This is a genomic window from Paenibacillus marchantiophytorum (assembly GCF_014640555.1).
GTDB classification, from domain to species: domain Bacteria; phylum Bacillota; class Bacilli; order Paenibacillales; family NBRC-103111; genus Paenibacillus_E; species Paenibacillus_E marchantiophytorum.
Genome location: NZ_BMHE01000020.1, coordinates 91713 through 112860 on the forward strand (window position 1 = coordinate 91713; position 21148 = coordinate 112860).

General features: G+C 46.7%; 20 protein-coding genes. 5 read left to right on the forward strand and 15 right to left on the reverse strand.

All coding sequences use genetic code 11. The features are described from left to right. Positions 1–163: 163 nt before the first annotated feature. Both IEY34_RS19200 and IEY34_RS19205 read left to right on the forward strand, forming a co-directional pair. Positions 164–595 (forward strand): helical membrane plugin domain-containing protein, encoded by a 432-nt coding sequence (locus tag IEY34_RS19200; RefSeq protein WP_189014122.1) that lies wholly within the window; start codon positions 164–166, stop codon positions 593–595. 22 nt (positions 596–617) lie between these two features. Beyond that, positions 618–1799 (forward strand): NAD(P)/FAD-dependent oxidoreductase, encoded by a 1182-nt coding sequence (locus tag IEY34_RS19205; protein ID WP_189014124.1) that lies wholly within the window; start codon positions 618–620, stop codon positions 1797–1799. Between the two features lie 574 nt (positions 1800–2373). Here the strand turns inward: IEY34_RS19205 and IEY34_RS19210 are convergent. The 3 genes from IEY34_RS19210 to IEY34_RS19220 form a co-directional block, all read right to left on the reverse strand. Then, on the reverse strand, positions 2374–3117 hold the full coding sequence (locus tag IEY34_RS19210) for a WecB/TagA/CpsF family glycosyltransferase (RefSeq protein WP_189014126.1): 744 nt from the start codon (positions 3115–3117) through the stop codon (positions 2374–2376). A 96-nt stretch (positions 3118–3213) separates the two neighbouring features. After that, entirely contained in the window at positions 3214–4422 is a 1209-nt protein-coding gene (locus tag IEY34_RS19215) for an MFS transporter (RefSeq protein WP_189014128.1), read from the reverse strand. A gap of 15 nt (positions 4423–4437) precedes the next feature. After that, positions 4438–5613: a serine hydrolase domain-containing protein gene (locus IEY34_RS19220; RefSeq protein WP_373291284.1), complete on the reverse strand. Its 1176-nt coding sequence runs from the start codon at positions 5611–5613 to the stop codon at positions 4438–4440. Positions 5614–5784: 171 nt separating this feature from the next. On the opposite strand from IEY34_RS19220, the gene IEY34_RS19225 reads away from it, so the two are divergent. Continuing rightward, the gene (locus IEY34_RS19225; RefSeq protein WP_189014132.1) at positions 5785–6243 is read left to right on the forward strand and encodes an Lrp/AsnC family transcriptional regulator; all 459 of its coding nucleotides are present in this window, start codon (positions 5785–5787) and stop codon (positions 6241–6243) included. 73 nt (positions 6244–6316) lie between these two features. On the opposite strand, the gene IEY34_RS19230 is transcribed toward IEY34_RS19225, so the two are convergent. Further along, positions 6317–7447 carry a sensor histidine kinase gene (locus IEY34_RS19230; protein ID WP_189014134.1) on the reverse strand — a complete coding sequence of 377 codons (1131 nt, stop codon included), beginning with the start codon at positions 7445–7447 and terminating at the stop codon, positions 6317–6319. A gap of 291 nt (positions 7448–7738) precedes the next feature. Next, complete coding sequence (locus IEY34_RS19235; protein WP_189014135.1) at positions 7739–8932, reverse strand: beta-ketoacyl-[acyl-carrier-protein] synthase family protein; 1194 nt, start codon at positions 8930–8932, stop codon at positions 7739–7741. Between the two features lie 291 nt (positions 8933–9223). Between IEY34_RS19235 and IEY34_RS19240 the strand changes: the two genes are divergently transcribed. After that, positions 9224–9385, forward strand: coding sequence for a hypothetical protein (locus IEY34_RS19240; RefSeq protein ID WP_189014137.1), 162 nt, complete (start codon positions 9224–9226; stop codon positions 9383–9385). A 72-nt stretch (positions 9386–9457) separates the two neighbouring features. Here the strand turns inward: IEY34_RS19240 and IEY34_RS19245 are convergent, their stop codons facing one another. Continuing rightward, positions 9458–10957 carry an MDR family MFS transporter gene (locus tag IEY34_RS19245; RefSeq protein ID WP_189014139.1) on the reverse strand — a complete coding sequence of 500 codons (1500 nt, stop codon included), beginning with the start codon at positions 10955–10957 and terminating at the stop codon, positions 9458–9460. 177 nt (positions 10958–11134) lie between these two features. Continuing rightward, positions 11135–12061 (reverse strand): DMT family transporter, encoded by a 927-nt coding sequence (locus IEY34_RS19250; protein ID WP_189014141.1) that lies wholly within the window; start codon positions 12059–12061, stop codon positions 11135–11137. 115 nt (positions 12062–12176) lie between these two features. Here IEY34_RS19250 and IEY34_RS19255 point away from each other — a divergent pair, with 115 nt between their 5' ends. Continuing rightward, positions 12177–13604: an aminotransferase-like domain-containing protein gene (locus IEY34_RS19255; RefSeq protein WP_189014143.1), complete on the forward strand. Its 1428-nt coding sequence runs from the start codon at positions 12177–12179 to the stop codon at positions 13602–13604. 39 nt (positions 13605–13643) lie between these two features. Here the strand turns inward: IEY34_RS19255 and IEY34_RS19260 are convergent, their stop codons facing one another. The 8 genes from IEY34_RS19260 to IEY34_RS19295 all read right to left on the reverse strand — a co-directional run bounded on the left by IEY34_RS19260 (position 13644) and on the right by IEY34_RS19295 (position 20951). Then, the gene (locus IEY34_RS19260) at positions 13644–13877 is read right to left on the reverse strand and encodes a hypothetical protein (RefSeq protein ID WP_189014144.1); all 234 of its coding nucleotides are present in this window, start codon (positions 13875–13877) and stop codon (positions 13644–13646) included. A gap of 316 nt (positions 13878–14193) precedes the next feature. Beyond that, on the reverse strand, positions 14194–15273 hold the full coding sequence (locus IEY34_RS19265) for a Gfo/Idh/MocA family protein (RefSeq protein WP_189014146.1): 1080 nt from the start codon (positions 15271–15273) through the stop codon (positions 14194–14196). 27 nt (positions 15274–15300) lie between these two features. After that, on the reverse strand, positions 15301–16206 hold the full coding sequence (locus IEY34_RS19270; RefSeq protein ID WP_189014147.1) for an AraC family transcriptional regulator: 906 nt from the start codon (positions 16204–16206) through the stop codon (positions 15301–15303). A 44-nt stretch (positions 16207–16250) separates the two neighbouring features. Next, complete coding sequence (locus tag IEY34_RS19275) at positions 16251–17108, reverse strand: sugar phosphate isomerase/epimerase family protein (protein ID WP_189014149.1); 858 nt, start codon at positions 17106–17108, stop codon at positions 16251–16253. A 12-nt stretch (positions 17109–17120) separates the two neighbouring features. After that, positions 17121–18305: an N-acetylglucosamine-6-phosphate deacetylase gene (locus tag IEY34_RS19280; RefSeq protein ID WP_189014151.1), complete on the reverse strand. Its 1185-nt coding sequence runs from the start codon at positions 18303–18305 to the stop codon at positions 17121–17123. Continuing rightward, positions 18292–19065, reverse strand: coding sequence for a glucosamine-6-phosphate deaminase (locus IEY34_RS19285; RefSeq protein ID WP_189014153.1), 774 nt, complete (start codon positions 19063–19065; stop codon positions 18292–18294). The genes IEY34_RS19280 and IEY34_RS19285 overlap by 14 nt, the downstream gene beginning before the upstream one ends. Next, positions 19065–20093 carry a Gfo/Idh/MocA family protein gene (locus IEY34_RS19290; RefSeq protein WP_189014155.1) on the reverse strand — a complete coding sequence of 343 codons (1029 nt, stop codon included), beginning with the start codon at positions 20091–20093 and terminating at the stop codon, positions 19065–19067. Before IEY34_RS19290 ends, IEY34_RS19285 begins: the two co-directional genes overlap by 1 nt. A 3-nt stretch (positions 20094–20096) precedes the next feature. Next, on the reverse strand, positions 20097–20951 hold the full coding sequence (locus IEY34_RS19295; protein WP_189014157.1) for a sugar phosphate isomerase/epimerase family protein: 855 nt from the start codon (positions 20949–20951) through the stop codon (positions 20097–20099). Between the last annotated feature and the right edge of the window lie 197 nt (positions 20952–21148).

A 21148-nucleotide genomic window follows, 5' to 3' on the forward strand; every position in this document is an offset into this window, starting at 1 on the left:
CAAAAGGTGTAGAATATCTAGATACGGTTTAAATCCAATTGTGTCGATGTTGATGAACATTTTACTATGTGAAAAATGTTACAACGATTGTAAAAGATCGTATCGGCTTTTACACATTGTGACAGTACCCGATTATTTTAACCCGCAAAGGAGGATTTTTCATATGTCACAGACATCTGCTGTTCAAGAAGTAGCAGCAACACTTGCTGCTGAACCCAAATCATTAGACGTACTCGACCAATTGCTAAAGCCTGAGGTGCAGCAATCTTTGACAGTGCTGGTGGATAACCTGCCCAAAATGGTAGAAATGATGAGCGTGTTAACAAAAGCCTACGATTTCGCACAAAGCGTAGCTACTGACAAAGTATTGATTAATGATTTTGCTCAAGGTCTTGGTGAATTCATCAAACCTGTTCAGGACAAAGCGAAAGACATCGCATCGGCAGCGATTGAAGCTGGTGAACGTTCACAAGCTGAAGCAGGAACAACAATCGGTCTTTTTGGTATGCTAAAAATGTTGAAAGATCCTGAAGTGCAGAAGACTCTTCGTTTTGCTCAAGCATTCTTGAACGTGCTCTCCGAACGCAAAAACTAATACGGGTAAGGGATGGATAATGATGGCTAAACAAATACTTATTCTTGGCGGCGGTTATGGCGGTCTGCTTACCGCTTTGACGGCACGTAAACATTTGACGGCTGGAGAAGCCAACATAACGATCATCAACCGTTATTCAACACACCAAATTATTACTGAATTGCACCGCTTGGCGGGTGGCACAATCAAAGAACAAGCGGTTGCGCTTCCTCTTCAAAAATTGCTTGGCGACAAAGATGTCAATGTTGTTGTCGACACAATCAAAGAAATCAAACCTAATGACAAACAAGTACTTACAAGCAGCGGCGCTGTTCACAAGTACGATACGCTCGTTGTTGCTCTGGGCAGCGAAACCAACTACTTCGGTATCCCAGGTCTCGAAGAGAACAGCATGATCCTCAAATCCGCGGCAGATGCTAACCGCATTCGTGAGCATGTTGAAGCTCGTCTGGACGCTTACAAGGCTTCCGGCAACAAAGCAGATGCAACGATCGTTGTTGGCGGCGGCGGTCTAACGGGCGTTGAGCTTGTAGGCGAATTCGCTGATAAGCTTCCTGAAGTTTGCCGCAGCAAAGGCATCGATTTCAGCGATGTTTCCATCTACTGTGTAGAAGCTGGCCCAGCCATCCTTCCTGTATTCCCTCCAGTCTTGATTGAGCGCGCGGTAACGAGCCTTGAGAAGCGCGGTGTTACTTTCTTGACAGGCGTAGCGATTACAGAAGCTACCAAAACTACGGTTGCTCTGAAGAGCGGTCAAACCATCGAGTCCAACACGATCATTTGGACTGGCGGCGTAAAAGGCAATCAAGTCGTTGGAAGCTGTGGAATCGCAGAAGATCGTGGCCGTGCAACGGTTACATCCACCCTGCAATCAACTTCCCATTCCGATATCTTCCTAGCAGGCGACTGCGCGGTAGTATTCCCTGAAGGCAGTGAAAGACCTTATCCGCCAACCGCACAATTGGCTTGGCAGATGGGTGAAACGATTGGCTACAACCTTGCGGTTCAAATTAAAGGCGGCGTCATGGATAAGTTCGTTCCTGTATTCTCTGGAACATTGGGCAGCTTAGGCCGTAAAGACGGCATTGGTACAATCGGCGGAAACAACACGAAGCTCAAAGGCTTACCGGCTTCGCTTATGAAAGAAGCAAGTAACGTTCGCTACTTGTCCCACATTCATGGTCTGTTCGCTTTAGCTTACTAGAACGAAGTATAAAGAAAAACGGCTTCTCCGCCCTGATAGATCAGTCTTTTCTTAGCGGCAAAACCTTGTAAGGGAACTAGAGGACGCTAATTAGGCAAAAAGTAGGGATGCGTGGGTAATAGCGGAACTACAGGGTCTTATTTCCACGAAAACGTTGAAAATCCCCATATAACAGCAAAATAACGGACTGTAGTTCCCTCACCCCCGCGATATGGGTACTTTTGGCTAGAATAGCGGACTGTAGTTCCCTCCCACTGTTCGCACAGGGCAGCTGGAGTAACTCCGCGTTCACTCCAAAACATATAAACTCTTATATTTTGAGAAAACCTCAATCGAGGCCATTCAAAGATGAGCGAGCGCGTTTAGAGGTAGGTTTTATCGCCAAAACAAAAGAGGCTGCTCCCTAGGTTTTCAACCTTCGGAGACAGCCTCTTTTGTTTTACAGCATTAGCGCCATTAAATGTTCATCTGCGTATTGCCCATTCGTGGTCAGCGAGCTCAAGCGTACTTCTTGGTACAACTTCGCATCGGCTTCCTGCAATATTCGTTTGTTCATGCTTCACTCCTGAGTCTTCTATTCGAGTTTTCGCTCTTTGAACAATAAGGCTCGCACTGCGAAGCGGGGCAGAATTAATTGTCTTCGCCATCTAGAAGGTTGATTGATTAATCGATACAGCCATTCTATGTTTAACTTCTGCCAAATAGCGGGTGCTCTTTTTACAGTCCCCGCAATGACATCCAGACTTCCCCCAACTCCCATAGCAACCTTCGCATTCAGTGTATTTTTATATTTGTGAATCCAGAATTCAGCTTTCGGAGCTCCAAGCGCAACGACTAGAATATCTGGACTTAAGGCGGCAATTTCAGCAACAATGCGCGGCTCATCCTTTTGCTCAAAAAAGCCATGCTGCCTGCCCACAACGGATACGTTGGGGTATTTCTTGCTGATCACTTCCTGCGCCTTTTCACTCGTTCGCTCATCCGCGCCCAATAGATAAACGGACCAATTCCTTTGGGTTCCCCGCTCCAATAAATGGATGAGAAGATCACACCCTGTCACACGTTCAGGAAGCGGATTACCTTTCAGTCGGGAGACCATCACAATCCCCGCACCATCTGCCGTTAAGTGGCCTGCCTCGTCGATGACGGCTCGCAGACGTGTGTCATGTTGACAGGACATCGTGATTTCCGGATTAAGGGTTACCACATGAAAAAGCTCCGCTTGCTTCACCGTAATGACTTGATCAATTAAATCGACGGTATTTTGCATTGTTATTTTGGGTACTGGAATTCCCATGATTTGCGAACTGCTATGCATTGCATCCATCCTTAGCCTTTTTGACCATTTTAACATAATCCATTATCTCAAACTACGCAGCGCTCCCAAGTGAAATTTTCCATTACCATTTAGACGTTATTCCTTTTTTCCGGGAAATCCGTGATCTCTAGCACGCAACGCTGCTAGCAGCGCAAGGAGTAGTAGAATAAACAATACCCATGGGAAAGAACCGACGCCAAGTGTTTCGATAAGTATACCGCCTATCACTCCCCCGCCGCCAATGGCAAGGTTCCACGCTGTTACCAGCATAGATTGGGCCACATCTGCACTCTCCCCAGCAGCTTCGGCTACTGCTGTCTGCAGCAAAGTCGCTGCGCCCCCGAACGTCAGCCCCCAGACAGTAACCACGAGATAGATGACAAGTGGCTGACTGCTGCCAATTGCTAATAGGAAGGACGCCAAGGAAAATGCCGCGAGGCTGATCAAAACCAATGGCCGCAGGCTGCGGTCGATCCAAACCCCGATAACCCAAATACCCGCAAACGCTGTAACGCCAAAAATAAGCAAGACCAAGTCCACACGTTGATTAAACCCAGCCTGGACAAGATACGGCGCAATATAGGTGTATAAGATGTTGTGTGCCAGCACCCAAGTCAGAACGACAAACAGTACCGGTCGAACTCCTGGGATAACGAAAACCCTTCGGAGAGGGAGCCGTTTGTTTGCGGCCTCTCCGGGATAATCCGGCAGCTTCCACAGCACCCAGGCAATCAATAGAAGAGACAGCAGTGACATCAACCCTAAGACAAGGCGCCAGCCAATAACGGAACCAAGAAGTGTTCCAGCAGGAACACCAAGCGCCAAGGCTAGCGGCGTGCCGACCATTGCCAATGCCATCGCTCGTCCTTTAAGCGACTCCGGTACCATACGCCGGGCATAGCCTGCTATCATTCCCCATAGGATACCAGCGGAGACGCCCGCGAAGAAACGGGCTGCGAGCGTCAGTGTATAGTTGGCAGAAAGTGTGGTGATCGTGTTGAATACGAGAAAACCAACGATGCACATGAGAAGCAGCGGACGACGACGCCACCCGCGCGTCGCAGTGGTCAGTGGAATTGCAGCCACTAGCGAACCAAGGGCATACAGGGTGACTAGTTGACCTGCAAGTGCCTCCGAGACTCCAAGCCCTTCACCTATCTGGAGCAATAAGCCGGATGGAATCGTTTCGGTTAGAATACAGATAAACCCTGTCATTGCAAGGGCGAGCAACCCAGCCCATGGAAGACGGCCTGAAGAGCTGCTGTTGGAGATACTCTGTGTGGCAGAAGCTGTATGTGAGCTCATTTCAGAAACACCTCTTTAGTTTTTTATGCTGTCATAAACAGCTTCACAAAGGTCAACAGTAAACTGACCTGACATTCCTTCCAGTGCCGTGTTGGTGAACGCCACTACGCTGAGCCGCTGCTTAGGATCGACGAACCACGAATGGCCATAGGTCCCCCCCATGCGCCATGTACCCGGGGATTCCCGAGTGTCAGCAGCGACTGGATCCTTGAGCACCGTAATGCCTAGCCCGAAACCTCGGCCCGGCCAAAAGGCCATTGGCAGATCACCGATCTGGTTGGTTGCTAGTTCGCTAACCAGATACTCAGGCAGCAGAGGGGCTCCGCCCTTGCGCAATGTTTCCAACAGTAGCAAGAAATCTCCGGCGCTGCCGACCATGCCCGCTCCACCAGAAGGGTAGGCAGATCTGTCAATTGCCCGGCCAGGAGCAAGCGTGAAGCCCGCCGTGTTCTCCAAGAAAGCGACTCTATCTGGGTCATCTATAATCCGCGGCTCTGGCACATCATTGGTGTACGCTCTGGTAAGCCGTTCTGGGTCAACTGCGAGAAAACTAGTGTCGCTCAAGCCAAGCGGCTTTGTCACCAGCGAGTGTATAGCCTCGCTGAGCGATGTCTCTGCAACTTTGGCTATTACCGCTCCCAGCACATCTGTCGCAATGGAATATTTCCACTCGGTTCCTGGTGTATAGAGAAGCGGTACAGAGGCTATACGACGCAGGTTCTCGTCCAGGGTAACTCCAGAATTGTCCATTCCATCCGATACGCCAGCTCGCTCATAAGGACCATTCTCTTCTTGAAAAAATCGGTAAGTCAGACCGGCGGTGTGCGTCATTAAGTGGCGAATTGTCATAATCGCAGATTCGCCGTTCGGCAAAAGTGGCTGAAACGCTGGAAGCCAACGATCAACGCGGTCGTCCAACTGTAAGCGACCTTGCGCAACTAGAACCAGGGCCGCCGTTGAAACGATAGGCTTCGTAACCGAGGCAAGTCGGAATAACGCATCTTCTTGCATGAGCCGGTTCATCTCTCGATCGGCATAACCAGCAGCTCGGCTATAAACCAGTACCCCGTCTAACGCTATTTGAATGACAGCGCCGACCAACCGCTTGTCAGCAAGCGTTTGATCGATTACCTCGTCAATGCGACCTGGTGGAAATTCTGAATTCATTCGGTTTGAATATAACTTACTCATATACTTCATCCTTTCGGGATAGTTAAAGTGATAATCACTTTACTATTGTAAGTTTATTATATAAAATTAGTTATACTCATTACATAAAGAAATGAATTGAAATATACGGTTTAACGATGAAAGACAAGGTAGTTTGCAAGGAAAACCTTAAATTTAAAGGAGTCGAATGTGATGGACCAGATTGACAAACAAATCCTTTTTCACCTTCAAAATCAAGCGAGAATTTCTATGACGGAACTAGGAAAGTGTGTCGCTTTATCACAACCCGCAGTAACAGAACGAGTTCGACGCATGGAGGAAAAAGGGATCATCAGCGAATACCGCACGATTGTCTCCCCTGAAAAAATAGGAAAACACGCTTCAGCCTATATACTTTTTCATTCAAGAAATTGTACTGCTTTCCTTGAATTCTGCCGCTCGTCTCCCGATGTTGTCGAATGTTACCGGATTAGCGGGGAACACAACTACTTATTGAAAGTCATATCCGACTCTACGCGATCTCTTGAGGAGTTCGGAAATCAATGTGATAAATACGGAACCTATACGATTCTAATCGTCATGTCGTCGCCTATCGATCATAAATTTGTTCTCCCTTCCCTAGAAGAAGGAAACCTAAACTTGCTGAGTTAGATAAACATAACAAAAAGGAATCCGGTGTCGAAACGGATTCCAAGCTCTTTACACCCTATTCAACTCGAGTCAACTATCTGGCTACATCCATGATTTGTTCGTAGTCGATCAAAGGTATCGTGACTTTAATTTCAGTTCCCTTTTCATCACTCTTTACGATTTCAATATATCCGCCGTGAGAATTAAGAATACGCTGAGAAATGGACAATCCCAAGCCCATACCTGCTTCTTTGGTTGTATGGAAGGGCGCAAATATTCGATCCCATTCATTCTTAGGGATTCCTGATCCCGTATCTGTAAACACAATATTCATGGCATTGTTGCTGGCATAGATCGTAATTTTGATTGTTTTCTGCTCTTTTTCATCCATTGCTTCTATGCTGTTGTTGATTAGATTAATGAACACTTGTCTCATTTTATCTTTATCTATTTTCACAATCCGACTTTTTTGTTCATTCACATCAATGAATACGTTCTTTTCTTTAATTTTAATAGACGTTAATACAAGCGATTCTTTAATAATTTCCATGACATCGGCATCTTCTGGATTAATCTTACCACTTTTAATGAATTGATTATAATTTTTGATGATACTGTTCATATGGGTACCGGCTATTTTAATTTGACTAACCATTCCTTTGGCCTGAACATCCAACTGCTCATTCCGTGACAAAAGATCTGAATACCCTTTCATTATCGTCAAAGGATTACTGATCTCATGAATTAACCCCGAGGTCGTTATTTCAACTTGTTCTTCTTTTTCTTTCCTTTTTAGTATCTGGGTCGTTTCTCTAATCATCTTGGTGCTCAAATGCACAAAAATAAAGAAGATAAAAATGGAGAAAATCATCACAGCAATTTGACTTGAATAAATAAATGTTCCTGCTTGTAGATTTAATACGCCAATCATATACGTCAATAGGAACGTTAGACTGAATAAAGTCAGGAAATTTTTCACATATTTATCCGTCACTTTTCTGCTCGAAATCAAGGTTAATAGAATACTGACAATCAGTAGTTTGATGTGGTTGACAAATAAGGAACTCAAGTCTCCGTAAACTGGGTAGAGAACGGTAACCGTGCTGCCAAAACCTTCAATATTCTTTAAGCCTAATAGACCGTGATCGGTCCAATTAATCAAATAAATGAGTAAAGACCAAGTTGCATAAGCGAATAGGGTATATTTATTAATAATCCAGTTCATCCATTTCGCTTCTTCTTTGCTCAGATATTTCAGTATGACATATCCCACATATAAAAAAGCCGGAGGAAGCATAATTGAACCTATTCGAAAAAGTTTAAAAAGAAAAAATATGACATCTTTATTTAGTATGTCGACACTATATAAAACACTGACATCCAATTGCCATAAACTCACAAAAATCATGAATACTAACATGGCGTTTGTTAATTTTGTTTTAAACAGCAATTTACAGGACATTCCCAAGAACAGCGGTACCAAGGACATTGCTGCCATAAGGATAAAATTCATACCTTAACCTACTTTCGATACCACAATTGTATTATTATTTCCGCCGTAGCCATGAGAAGTAATTGCGATATTTTGAACGTCACAAAATGTAGTCTCTTTGACAATGTTCAGGTGCTCATACCCGATGAAATCACTATTTGTTGTTGCAGGAATAAACTGATCTCTTAAACTTAATAAAGATGAAATTAGCTGCACAACCCCTGAGACAGCGAAAGCATGACCGATCATCCCTTTTATAGATGTGATTGGCGCAGAAGTTCCCAGCTTTTTGAGATGATTTTTGGCTTCATTGGCATCTTGCAAATTCAGTCCCAGTGCTAAACTGCTTGTATAGGAAATGATTTTAGTTCCCACAGCCTGATCCAAGGTTTGGTATAATCGCTCCCCATCTTCGTCCATTTGATGAATATTTACACCGTCATTATTCGCCGCTGCGCCTGTAATATAGCCATACTTGGTTTTGCTTTGTTGGTCTGCATGCTGCTCCGTTTCCAAAACAATAACCGCAGCCCCTTCCGAAATGACAAATGAATTACTATTTTTGGAAAATGGATTGCCTGTTTCTCCGATATTGGCATTGAATTTAATTGCTCGCTGCTTGGCAAAACTTGCAATGGCTGAATCACAAATAGGTGTCTCAGCTGCGCCGACAATGCATATATCAACAATACCATTTTCTAATAAAGTTTTCCCTAAAAATATCGCATCTGACCCCGACGCACAGCCGTTGGTTAATGTAAATACAAGATTGCCATCCCCCACGCCAAAATAATTGGCTATCCCCGAAGAAAGACTATGGATGTTGGTCATTCCTGCATTGAAAGCACTTATTTTATTGTATTGATTATTTCTATACAGATAAGAACCTTGTTCAACTTCAGGAAGACTCGCGGTCGAAGTCCCCATAATAACGGCTACTCTAGCTTTAGGACTCGCGATTCTTGCATGTTCAACTGCCTCTTTGGTCGCAGCGATACCAAGCAGCGCCGCTCTTGGATATCCTCGCAGTTTTTTTTCCTTGGCTTCTTCCAGTTCATCTTCAATAATTCCACAAACCATACTTTCTTTTTTGGGGCCTATTCCAGTGACAATCGATTGTGTATTAGTACCATTTCTAAGCACTTTTTCGAATTGCTCAACGTTTTGGATTTTAGGTAGTTTGAGTCCAAAACCTGTAATTACTGTCTTATTATTCACAGTCTGTAGCCCCTTCACTTGCAATAAAATAGACTTACAACGGTTTATGGTTGTAAGCCCAGATCGTGTTAATTGGTTATATGTATAGGTCTAACGCTTCACAGTTACTTGATAGATTCTCTATTAGAGAATTTAATACGCGAGAATTATACCATATCTTTCTTTCTTGTGGATATGATAATTATTGCTTATTGCAAAAGAATTTAACGTCATGAATAACGTTGTCTGAATAAAAACTTGGTAATGTGGAAAACTATTCCTTGTTGTTATTTTACTAAAGGAGGTGTTCACATGCCCAATTCAGATCATCAGGCAACGAAGGCAGAAGCGCAATCAACGGAGTTAAACAAATTACCTGTTCCAGGTCAAGAGGATACGGAATTTTCCGCAGAAGAAGCGGCGGAGGCATTTCAAGAAAATCAATCCTCCAGCAGCAAATCTCAAGATCAATAATTAACAATGCTGGCAAAAAAAAGCCCGGTTCCCCATGAACCGGGCTTTTCCTCTTTGAAAAACAATGTCTGATTAATGACCCACCATAATTGGGATTTCGGCACCTTCTGTGGACTCGCCCTCTGCTCTCTTAGGCTTGCGAAGCATAAGTCCAAGCAGACCACCGAGAACTGCGATGCCAAGCAGAATTAAGAATGTATATCCGAAAGAAGAAGCATACAAATCTAAATCAGGCTTTTGTTTACCTGATTCAACCATAAGATTCTTCATCTTGGTTGTGAAGATCGTCATTAGAATGGCGATTGCGAAGGACATCATAACTTGCTGCGCGGCATTCGTGAGAGACGTTACACGTCCCACCAAATTCTGCGGCGCCGATTGGATCAAATGGTTATTGAGCGGCATCATAAACAGTCCCATTCCAGCTCCTAGCAAGGTAAGCGGCAGGATTACAGCACCTACGCCTGAATCGCCGGAAATATTGGACAGTAACAAGGCTGAAATCGTTGTAAGAGCCATCCCAGCTAAAACTAGCGGACGCGCGCCGAAACGATCGGACAATTTACCGCCAATTGGCATGAATAATCCGGAAGCCAGCGCTTGCGGAAGCATGATAAGTCCTGTTTTCAATGGACTATAGCCATGGGCTTGTTGTAAATACAGCGGAACAAGGAACATCGTTCCGAACATCGCAATTTGAGAGATCCATTGCACGATGATCCCTTTGGTAAAATTCCCTGAGCGAAAAACGCGCAGCTCGAGAAGCGGATTCTCACGTCTCAATTCCACAATAACGAATAAGATGAGCGCCACAATTCCGATTCCTGAGCCGATCAGGGTATCTGCATCCATCCAAGTGGATTTCCCAGTAATCGGGTCAATACCACCATTAGAAACGCCGTATACTAGCGCTGCAAAGGCAACTGGCCCCAGCAGCATGCCAAGTAAATCCAAGGAGGCAACAGATTGCCGCTGGATATTCGGCAAGGTACGAATGCCAAGGATAATACCGATGACACCGATAGGCAAATTAATCAGAAAGATCCACTGCCAGCTGTGATATTCAACTAACCAACCTGCAACGACGGGTCCAAGAGCTGGTCCCAGCAAAATTGGAATCCCCATCATCCCCATCACGGCCCCAACTTTTCCTGGTGGCGACAGGCGATAGATGAACGCCATGGCAATAGGTACAACAACACCGCCACCCAGACCCTGGATGATACGGTAAGTAATCAGCATTTCAACTGTATTAGCCAGCGCACATAAACCAGAACCGATTGTGAAAAGACCTACCGAGATCAAGAAGATTTTCTTGGCGCCAAATCTGTCTGAGAGCCAGCCCGCTAATGGAATAACCGCCGCTTGAGCCAGCGCATAGCCAATCACGGTCCATTGCACCAAGGACAAATTCAAGAGATTAAATTCTTCCTGCAGCTTAGGAAGAGCAACGTTTACCGCTGTTCCATCCAAAATGACCATGAAAATCCCAACGACAATTGCGACCAGCGGCCCTAATATGCTGCGCATAGAAAATGGGGCGTCTGCTGCAATCGTTTTTTCTGATGACATCTAATTCCCTCCATCCGATTCGAGCATCCTTTGTTTATTGTGCTCTCTCTTGTCTAACTTTTTTTACGGACAATTGTCCGTATTACAACACTGATGCTAACCAAATATTGTTTGTTTGTCAATAGAACGACACGGCTTCACAACCATAGCTTACCATAGTAATACTTGCTTTATTTCTTATGGATTGCGAATTTTGGATAAAAGAACACGCCATCCAGGAGAATGCAGCTTTAAATTATCCGAGTTGGCATAAATCGTTCCAGCTATAATGATGATTACGCCAACTGCCGAAACCCACGTGATCCTTTCTCCATAAAACAATACCCCGCATGTGAGGGCGATGGTTGGCGAAATATAAAGCCATGTGGCCGGAAAGATCGGGTTCGTTTTGGCGACAAGCCAATAGAACAGACTATGCCCCACCATGGAACCGATTATGATTAAATATAGAAGCGATCCGATGGCTCGAGGCGTTAACATGCCTCTGACATCTATATGCTCCGTACATAAAGCCAATGCGAGAAGCAATAAGCCGCCATAGATCATCTGGACGGCATTAAGTGCGATAGGCGATGCTTGCGGGAATTGTTGAATGACTTTTTTCGCATAGAGAGCGCCACCCCCATAGAAAATTTGCCCCAATATAATAGCGCAACAACCTAGTAACCACATGATATCAGCAGTTACGGTTAGCTGCGGAAGCACGAGTAGAATGATGCCAACAAACCCAAGAAGACAACCGACAATAGCGTTAGCATTCGCTCTTTGACGCCATACTAGCATTTGCAGCACTAAGATCATCATGGGTGCTGTAGCCGATAATACGGCAGCGATCCCGGAAGAAACATATTGCTCCGCCCAATACAAGGTTGCAAATGTACCAAATGTCAATCCGATGCCGGTAAGCAGCATTTCTTTGTGCAGGAGAAGTTTAAAGCTGGCTTTCTTCCTCCACACCATCCATAGGAACAATAGAAGACCTGCCAGAAAGAAGCGGATTCCCGCTGAGAAGAATGGTGGCGCCGAGGCGTCGACCCCCACTTTTATCGCCAAAAACGTCGTGCCAAAAATAAGACATATAAGCAAGTAATTAATAATGATCATGGATGCTCCCCCTTTTGCTCTGTATTATACAAGGCCTCGAATAGAACAGATGCAAGATGACAGAACAGATCATTCGCTTTTGCTATATAATAAAAACAGAAAGGGAGAACGCGTGATGATACTACATACACAATCTTGGACAGATACAAACAAATTGCTTTTTAAACAAGCCTACGCCCATATCGTTGCCCGAATCGAGCGCGGAGAGTTGAAAGCTCATGACAAGCTGCCTTCGATTCGAATGCTCGCCCAGGAGCTCCAAATCCACCGGTTAACGGTTTTCCGGGCCTACCAACTTCTGAAGGAACATGAGAAAGTGTATGTCAAAGAGAAATCAGGTTACTATGTACACCCTGGCTTTATGGAATCTGACCTGCCCGAGCAGACTGACAGAAGCCCTGTCCCTTCTTCCGGCTTTTTGAGCAACGCTTTGTCCGAAATTCAGCAGATACCGGTTATCTATCAATTCTCGCAATCGCTGATCGATCCCAATTTGCTGCCCAATCTGTTTCTATCTGAATATGTGAAGAAAGTTTTCGACATTTATCCGAAATTAATGGGCACCTACTCCACTGCTCAAGGCGATGAGGAACTTCGTGCGTTTCTTTGCAGCTATATGAAGCAGCACCATCGCATTGAATTGACTGAGAGCGATCTATTGATAACAACAGGCGGGCAGCAGGCGATTGACTTAATCTGCAGGGTCTATGTCAGGTCGATGGATCATATTTTGGTAGAAAGACCCACCTACAGCGCAGCGCTTGACATATTCCGGCAACAGGGAGCGCGATTCATCTCGGTGGATATTCACCCTGACGGCTATGATTTGGCCAACATTGAAATGCTGATGAAACAGTACCGACCTCGCATTTTCTATATGAATCCTACTTTCCATAATCCAACAGGGTTCACGGTTCCCGCTGCTCAACGCAAGCAATTAGTCGAACTGGCTGAACGTTATCGCTGTTTACTGATTGAAGATGATGCGATTCACGAAATGTATTTTGACCAGCCGCCTCCTGAGCCTATTTTCTCTTATGACACCGATGGTTGGGTTGTGTATCTTCGCAGCTTCAGCAAATATGTAGCGCCCGGACTCCGTATTTGTGCTGTCATGGGGCGTCCTTCAGTCATCAAACCACTCACTACCGCAAAATCATTGGCTGATAATGGCACCCCTCTGGTTAACCAGAAAATTTTCTTGCATTACTTCGACTCCGAGCGAATAAGAACACATTTGGATAAACTGCGTATCGCGCTTCAAATAAGAAAAGAAATTGTGGAGCAGGAATTAGCTGGCACTGGATGGACTTGGATCAGTCCAAAAGGCGGTTTTAATCTATGGTTAAAGCTGCCCGAGAGCATACCGATGGAAGAATTCTTGAACGAAAGTATCCGGCAATCGATTTCCTTTGTACCCGGACTAATCTGTGATCCGCTTAGAGAAATGCGTTCTTGGATTCGTTTAAGCTATTCCTTCGTCAATGAGGACCAATTGCGGGAAGGCGTCAGACGACTCGTTGCTCTTTCTCGCAAATATTAGCAGGGGAGAGAACGTCTCCTCTGAGGGACCGTAGTGAGGCTATTTCCCCACACCCCAGAGCAAGGTAACCACTGCAAATAAAGAAGTTGCGGCAATAACGATAGATGTATCGGCTAATCCAAGCCCCCAATTATAGCTAACTAATGCCACTGCATCGAGAATCCCCACCTGCATGCGGCCAATCCAAACCGTCCCCCCCCCCCAAGCACAGCTTGCGGATAGCGAAGTCCGAAGAACGCCGCCCCCAACAAAAGCGCAGCCAGTATCGCACATAACACGCCGCCCTGATAGATCAGTCTCCTCTTAGCGGCAAAACCTTGTAAGGGAACTAGAGGACGCTAATTAGGCAAAAAGTAGGGATGCGTGGGTTATAGCGGAAATACAGGGTCTTATTTCCACGAAAACGTTGAAAATTCCCATGAAACGGCAAAATAGCGACCTGTAGTTCCCCCCTCTCGCGATATGCACACTTTTTGCTATAATAGCTGATTGAGGTTCCCTTATCTCTCGCGAGGCCGCTGGGTAACGCCACGATCATTCCTTTTAAAAAAAGCCTCTTAACCGAGGTTTCGGTTAAGAGGCTGTTCATTTACGTCAAATAAATGTGTGGATTTTGTTTTTGACACTCTTCGATGACCAACAACTGCTGGCGTACCTGCTGCGGTGTAATTTCAAGATGAGCCCCTTGTGTCAGCGTCCGATGGAGCATGAGGTACAATTGCTCCGTCATATGGCTCATCGTATCGCGGTCTTCGGCAAGCACAAGATTCCAGCTGTCCGAATGCCAAGTCAGTGTTTCGCTGCAATAAGCAGGCAGACCGTTCGCATTCACCAGCGGCTCCTTAATAAGCTTCTGCTCCGGCGCTTCCTCCGGAACAAAGTATTTCCATTCCAGTTCCTGGCCTGTTCCTTTCAACCCGCCATTCGTGCCTTGGATGTGAAAGGTTTCACGCGGGTACGCACACGTCGAAGAGATTTCCAGATCAATCGTCGGACGCCCCGCTCCACGCATGATCAACTTCACATAATCTTCCGCATCTCCGAAAGTGTTGGCCCGATCCATGATACACGTGATGAGCGGCATGGTGTCCGTCCCAAACAATTGCAGCGCTTGATCCAGGGGATGAGGCCCCGTATTCATTAAGCTTCCGCCATTGTTGCTTTGCAGTGTTTGCCAATCCCACCTGCGGGCGAAGTTGTTCAACGTGAAATTAATCTGCACAATCCTTCCTAAGACGCCCGACTCCATCACTTTGCGAATTTGCACAAAGGCTGGCTGGTAACGGGATTGTTGAAAGACAGCCAATATTTTCCCATTTCGCTCAGAAGCTTCTATTAATTGGTCCACTTCTTCGGCAGTTTTGGCAAGCGGCTTTTCGCAAAGCACGTGGAATCCCCGATTCAGCAAGGCAAGGGAAATCGAGAAATGATGGTGGCTCACAGAGGCATTAACAACCAGATCGAGCTCCTCTCGTTCTACCATTTCCTCCCACGTGGAGTAAGCGGCACAGCCATATTCTTGGCGGGCGAGTGCTTGACGCTCAGGGATGGCATCAGCAACGGCGACAATCTTGTAGTAATCCGTAATTTGGGCCAGCAAATTTCCATGGATATCGCGACCACTGCGTCCTTGTCCAATAATGCCAATTTTCAATTGTTGATGGCTCATATGTAAAGACCTCTATTCTAATCAGATTTATGGGAAATTACGAAATGTTTTCTTATACTCGGTCGGCGTGATCCCGGTTCGCTTCTTAAAGGTGCGAATAAAATGGCTCAAATGATGGAAACCAACCTGAAAACCAATCTGCGTAATCGAGTGCGCATCTCGGCGTATTAGCTCCATAGCCCGCTCGATACGAACTTCATTGACGAAATCAATAAACGTCTGCCCCGTTTCCTTCTTGAATACATGACTGAAATAAGCCGGTGCCATATTGGCTAGAAAAGCTCCATGCTCGAGTGGGATGTCTTGACTATAGTTGTCATTGATATAACGTTTCACTTCATCAATCGGCTGCTGCTCGACGAGTGTCGGTTGTTTAGCCGGTTTTCGTTTGGCCTTGCGACACTCACGATCGAATAAGATGAGCAGCTTGGCCAGCGTTATCCGGATCGCATATTGATAGCCGAGCTCCCTATGCTCAAACTCATCTTGCATATCTTGCAGGAGATGCTCGAACAATATTTGCTTGTTTTTCCCAATATGCAGCCACGGTTGTGGGATTGCTGCGCCCTCGACGTTGTCCTCAGAAGGGTACAGCAGCGGCCCTAAGGTACCTGAAAAAGGTTTTAATTGTTCAGCTATAAGAAAAGGCAGAAAATCAATTAGCACCAATTCAAACTCTTTGTCTTCGATAGCACGGAAACTGTGCTCAAGGCCCGGAGCAATAAGGAAGACGTCACCTCGGCTTACGGTCAATGATTTACCGCGCAACTGGTGATTGCAGACGCCATTAAGCACATAAGCGATTTGAACGTAATCGTGAATATGCATAGGCTGCTTAAATAGCTGACTGGAGTAGCGAAATATTTTGAAAGGAAAATCCTGATTCAATTGGGACTTGCTTTGCAAATAGGACATGCCATTCCCTTTATCCATATTCCGACCACCTTCCCCGAGCTGATTGACTACCCAAGCATATGTTATGCATGTTCCCAAGACAACATTTTTTTGACTATTTGAAAATCATGCGCAAGCCGCTCGTAGGCAGGATACGGCGCATGACATTCCAAGGTTATCCATCCGTTATAACCGACTTCTTTGAGCGCATCGAACATGGGCTGATGATCGGCTGCCCCTTCGCCCAAGCGACTTTGCAGAAAACCCTCTTCTCCGCGATGCGTCAGGTTAAGGAAAGTGCCCGGTGCTCCAACCTCCGCCACACGAATCTCATCTTTGACATGGACATGGAACAAATGCTTGCCCAGATTCACGATGGAATCCCTGCCATAATCCGTCTCCGTAATATACATATTACCCGCATCATGAATCATCCCGACATGGTCATGTTCGATCAGATGCAGCAGTTTCAAGCTGCTGTCTACGGTTTCTACAAGCGACTGATTGTGAATTTCCAGCACGAGTTTTATTTGATATTCTTGAGCCGCCTCGGCGCATTTATTCAGCCAGTGAGCCGCTTTGGCATAATGGTAGTCGTGCGCTAAGAAAGCATTCGGCCCTCCCGGTGCTACTCGAATCATCGATGATCCCAGTTCTCCGCCCATGTCCAACAAACGATTAAAATCGTCAAATGCTTGCTCACACTCTTGATCGCTCGCTGTCGAGAAGCCGCCCATATAGCCGGCAAGCACCGGGATTTCCAGACCCAAATCCGCTGCTAGCGCCTTGATTCCCTTGATCCGCGGAGCACTCGTTGTGGGTGAGAGATGTGGCTCGCGAGCAGCAATCTCGATCCCATCCATGCCCAGCTTTTGGGTCAACTTCATAGCTTCTTGAATGCTGTGTGCAATAAAAACACCGCTAAATGCCGCAAATTTCAAAGATAGCTCCTCCTAGTGATGAAGTGAATTCCGCTTGAATACACATTCACCTGATTTAAACGTTTGTTCCACGCGAAGACGGCTTCCTTCTTTACTGAACAAGACGAAGTCAGCAGGCGCGCCGGGCGACAAACCTGCCGCTGATGATAAGTTCATACAACTCGCGGGTCCGAGAGAGGCCATATTCCATGCGTCAGCCAAGCTTGCGATCCCCCGATTCAACAGGTGCTCAATTCCCCAAAGCTGCATTTGCGCGGAACCAGCCAGCAATTGCTCATTCTCTGCCATATGCAGCCTACCCTCAGGGGTAAGCACAACGTTACCACCGATATGAGACGTGTACGCGCCTGGCGCCAATCCGCTGATAGAAACCGCGTCACTGACAAGCACAGCCTTGTCTCCTTTTACTTTAAGCACGACCTTTAAGATTTGATCAGGCAAGTGAAAGCCGTCAGCGATCAGGCAGCTCCACAAAGACTCCTGTGCAAGCTGCTCCCAGATGTAATTGGGATGACGCGGCAGGGATAGCTGTGCACCATTCCCCAAGTGGGTAGACATGCGCGCTCCACACGCGACTGCTTCCTGAATTTGTTCCGATGCTGCAGACGTATGTCCGATCGACACCGTAACGCCGCTTTCCGAGCACCGAAGGATAAAATCACCGCTCCCCGGCCATTCCGGGGACAGGGTGAGAAGGCGAATTCTTCCTCCGGCAGCTTCCTGCCAACGGCAGAACAACTCCCATTCCGGAGCCTTGATATACCTTAGGCTATGCGCCCCTCTTGCGCCGTCATGCGGAGAAATGAAGGGACCCTCCAGATGAATGCCTGCGATGCCGGCAGCAGCAACCGGGTCTTCCTCACAGGCGCGAGCTATCGCTTCCAGACCCTGCGTAATAGCTTCATCGCTGTTCGTTATCAGCGTTGGATAGCTGGTTGTCACACCTTCTCGCCAGAGCATTCGGATCACATTGCCGACCAGATCTTCAGGCATCGAACCTTGGTTGAAATCACAGCCTGCATAGCCATTAATTTGCAAGTCGATCAAGCCTGGTGCGACTATCGCCAGCTCGGATTTCTCATGCTCCTGCAGAAGGACTGGCTCTATTGACTGGATGAATCCGTTCTCGATATCCATCACAACGGGCTGCTCTGTCGCATAATCGATGGCCTTCACTTGCGTCTTAGACAGGTCCATAAGCGTCACGATCCACATATAAGGTGCAGTCTGAGTGGTTCCTTAGTATCGTCGAAGGACATTCCGTGGAGATAGATCCATCCAATGTTCGCCTAACCGCTTGATGCTTCGTCCTGCCCGGAACGATACAAAATAAATGAGCGCCAGCGAGAAGAGCAGGAATCGTAAGGGTTAAGGCATGCGTTGGGACATCTGCAAAAGAAGGGAAACAACCATCATTTACCTGCTGCTGACGGCATGCGTCGTCCAGTTCAACTCTTTTGATCAGCAAAGGATCATTGAAATCAGCTACTGGCGGATCATTAAAAGCAATATGTCCATTCTCCCCGATGCCCAGACAGACGATATCAATGGGAGCTTCCTGAATAAGTTCGCTGTAGCGAAGGCATTCTGCCGCGCTCGAATTCGAGCTGTCAATCAAATAAACAATGCCCGGATTTACGCGTTCAAAGAGGCTTTTGTTCAAAAAATGGCTAAAGGTTTGCGCACTATTTTTCGGTAATCCGATATATTCATCCATATGAAAAGCTGTGATACGCGACCATTCAATCGTGTTGTCTGCCACCAAATGGCCTAGCAGTTCATTCTGTGAAGGTGCAGCAGCAAAAATCATCCGAATCGATGGTTTGACCAGCAGCAGCTCTTTGATTTTCGCGGCAACGTCAGTTCCTGCTGCAGCTCCCATGACATAACGATCTGAATAGACCAGTACCTTCAATGCGTCCACGACGTGCTTCGTACCCTGCTGTTGCTTACTCATTATGTTCCCACCCCGTTTTGTATCTGCGCGCCTATTGCCGCACTCTCATAGATCATTTCAACCAACTGCAGCGCCTTCCAGCCATCTTCCCCGGTTACCAACGGTTCTCCCCCGGTTTCAATCGCTGCGATCACATCAATGAATTGACTTTGATGGAAATCAGAAACAATGCTTCGCGGATCTGAGATGCCGCCATACATATGGCTTTGTGTCCAACTGGGCTCACTCCAGCCCGGCACCGACCAATGGACAATGGTAGATCCTTCCAACTTGATTGTCCCCTTGTCTCCGTACAGATTCATGGTTGCTGGGAATCCAGGCTGAATGCTGGTAGATGCCATGATCGTTCCGAATGCGCCATTCTTGAATTGCAGCAAAGCAAGTCCCAGATCCTCTGCTTCCATTTGATGCGTTTGTGTTGCTATTTTGCCGAATACGCTCTGAATCTCTCCTGCAAACCACAACAATAGATCCAGCCCATGAATGCCTTGATTCATCAAAACGCCGCCATCTTCCTTACGGGTGCCGCGCCAATCAGCGCTTTCATAATAAGCTTGGGAACGAAAGAACGGAATCGACAATTCTGCCAAAAGCAGCTTGCCTAAGCCTCCCTCATCAAGCACGCGCTTTATCGCCTGATTCTGCGCTTCAAATCGCCTCTGCGAGATGACGGAGAGAATAACACCGCGTTCTTTTGCTGTACGTACGAGTTCCATTGCCTCTTGCGAATTCATCGCAATGGGCTTTTCGATGATGAGATGCTTGCCGGCATTCAGCACATCAAGTCCAATGCGGGCATGACTGCCGCTGGAGGTCGTCACACAGACGATATCGACATCCGCACGGCTCAGCAGCTCATGATAGTCCGTCGTCCAGGCACAACTCTCTTGTTCGGCATTTTTTTGCGCTTTCGCTTCGTTGCGGCTCGACACGCATGTAAGCTCAGCTTCCTCCATCTGGCGGATCGCCTCGATATGGAAATCTGCGACTGAGCCGCAGCCTATAATTCCGAATCTCCATTTCGTCACGGGCTACACCTCGCTCATTAGAACACGAAGTGCTTGGAGTGACATCAAGGTACCCATCATCTGATTGCCCCCGACTGGCACATAATGTGTCTCGATCGTAAAAAGTCCGTTATAATCGTCTGCGAGCAGCGCTTTCAATTGAGCAATCACGGGCACATTGCCTGAACCTAGCGGAACACAATGAGGCTGTCCGTCTTCACGGATATAGGCATCCTTGAGATGAACATGCGCAAGCACATCCTTCATAGCAGCGTATCCAGCTGGAAATGCCTCCAGACCGCCGTAGGCCTCATTGCCCGGATCCCATAAACCACGAAGAGCAGGCGATGCAACCGCACGGACAATCGCCGCCACTTCTTCCGCATAACCCCCGTTGCATGCTGGCTCATTCTCCAGTAAAAGCTGAACACCCTGGACCTCTGCCACCACTGCCGCCTGCTGCATATAACGAACGATTTCATCTCTATGCAAGGCAGGGTCCGCTTCCCGCCAAAATGAAAAGATACGAATTCTCGTTGTACCAAGCATTTTCGCAATCGTGATAACCCGGTCTAATTTAGCAAAATGCGACTGCACGCTTTCTTCCCTTTGACCAAAAGTATCCCCTGCGGCAACTTGCCTTGAAGGATCCAGCGCACACTTAAACAATGGCGAAGCAATTGCTGAGATGAACAATCCCCGCGCCTCAACCTGACGCCTAATTTCACTTACTTGCTCGTTATCCAAATCGGCTGCATTCTGTCCGTTGATTACGCGAATTTCAACATGCTTCAAGCCCTGTTCAGCTGCCCAGTCCAACGCCTCTTCGAAGTGGGCAGACACTTCATCCGTTAATACGCCCAAACGCTCCCATATCACCCTGAGCCCTCCTCATTGACCTGTTCCCAAGTTTCTTCTGATCCTGTCTACTACTATATCAACATTGCTTTTCTTAAAGTTGACTTTTCTTTCGAAATAAATAGACATTTTTTATGGTTCGCAGGCGATATGGCAGCAGCAAAAAGAGGGGCTGCTCTCATGGTCATGTGACCCTGAGAGACAGCCCCTCTGCAATT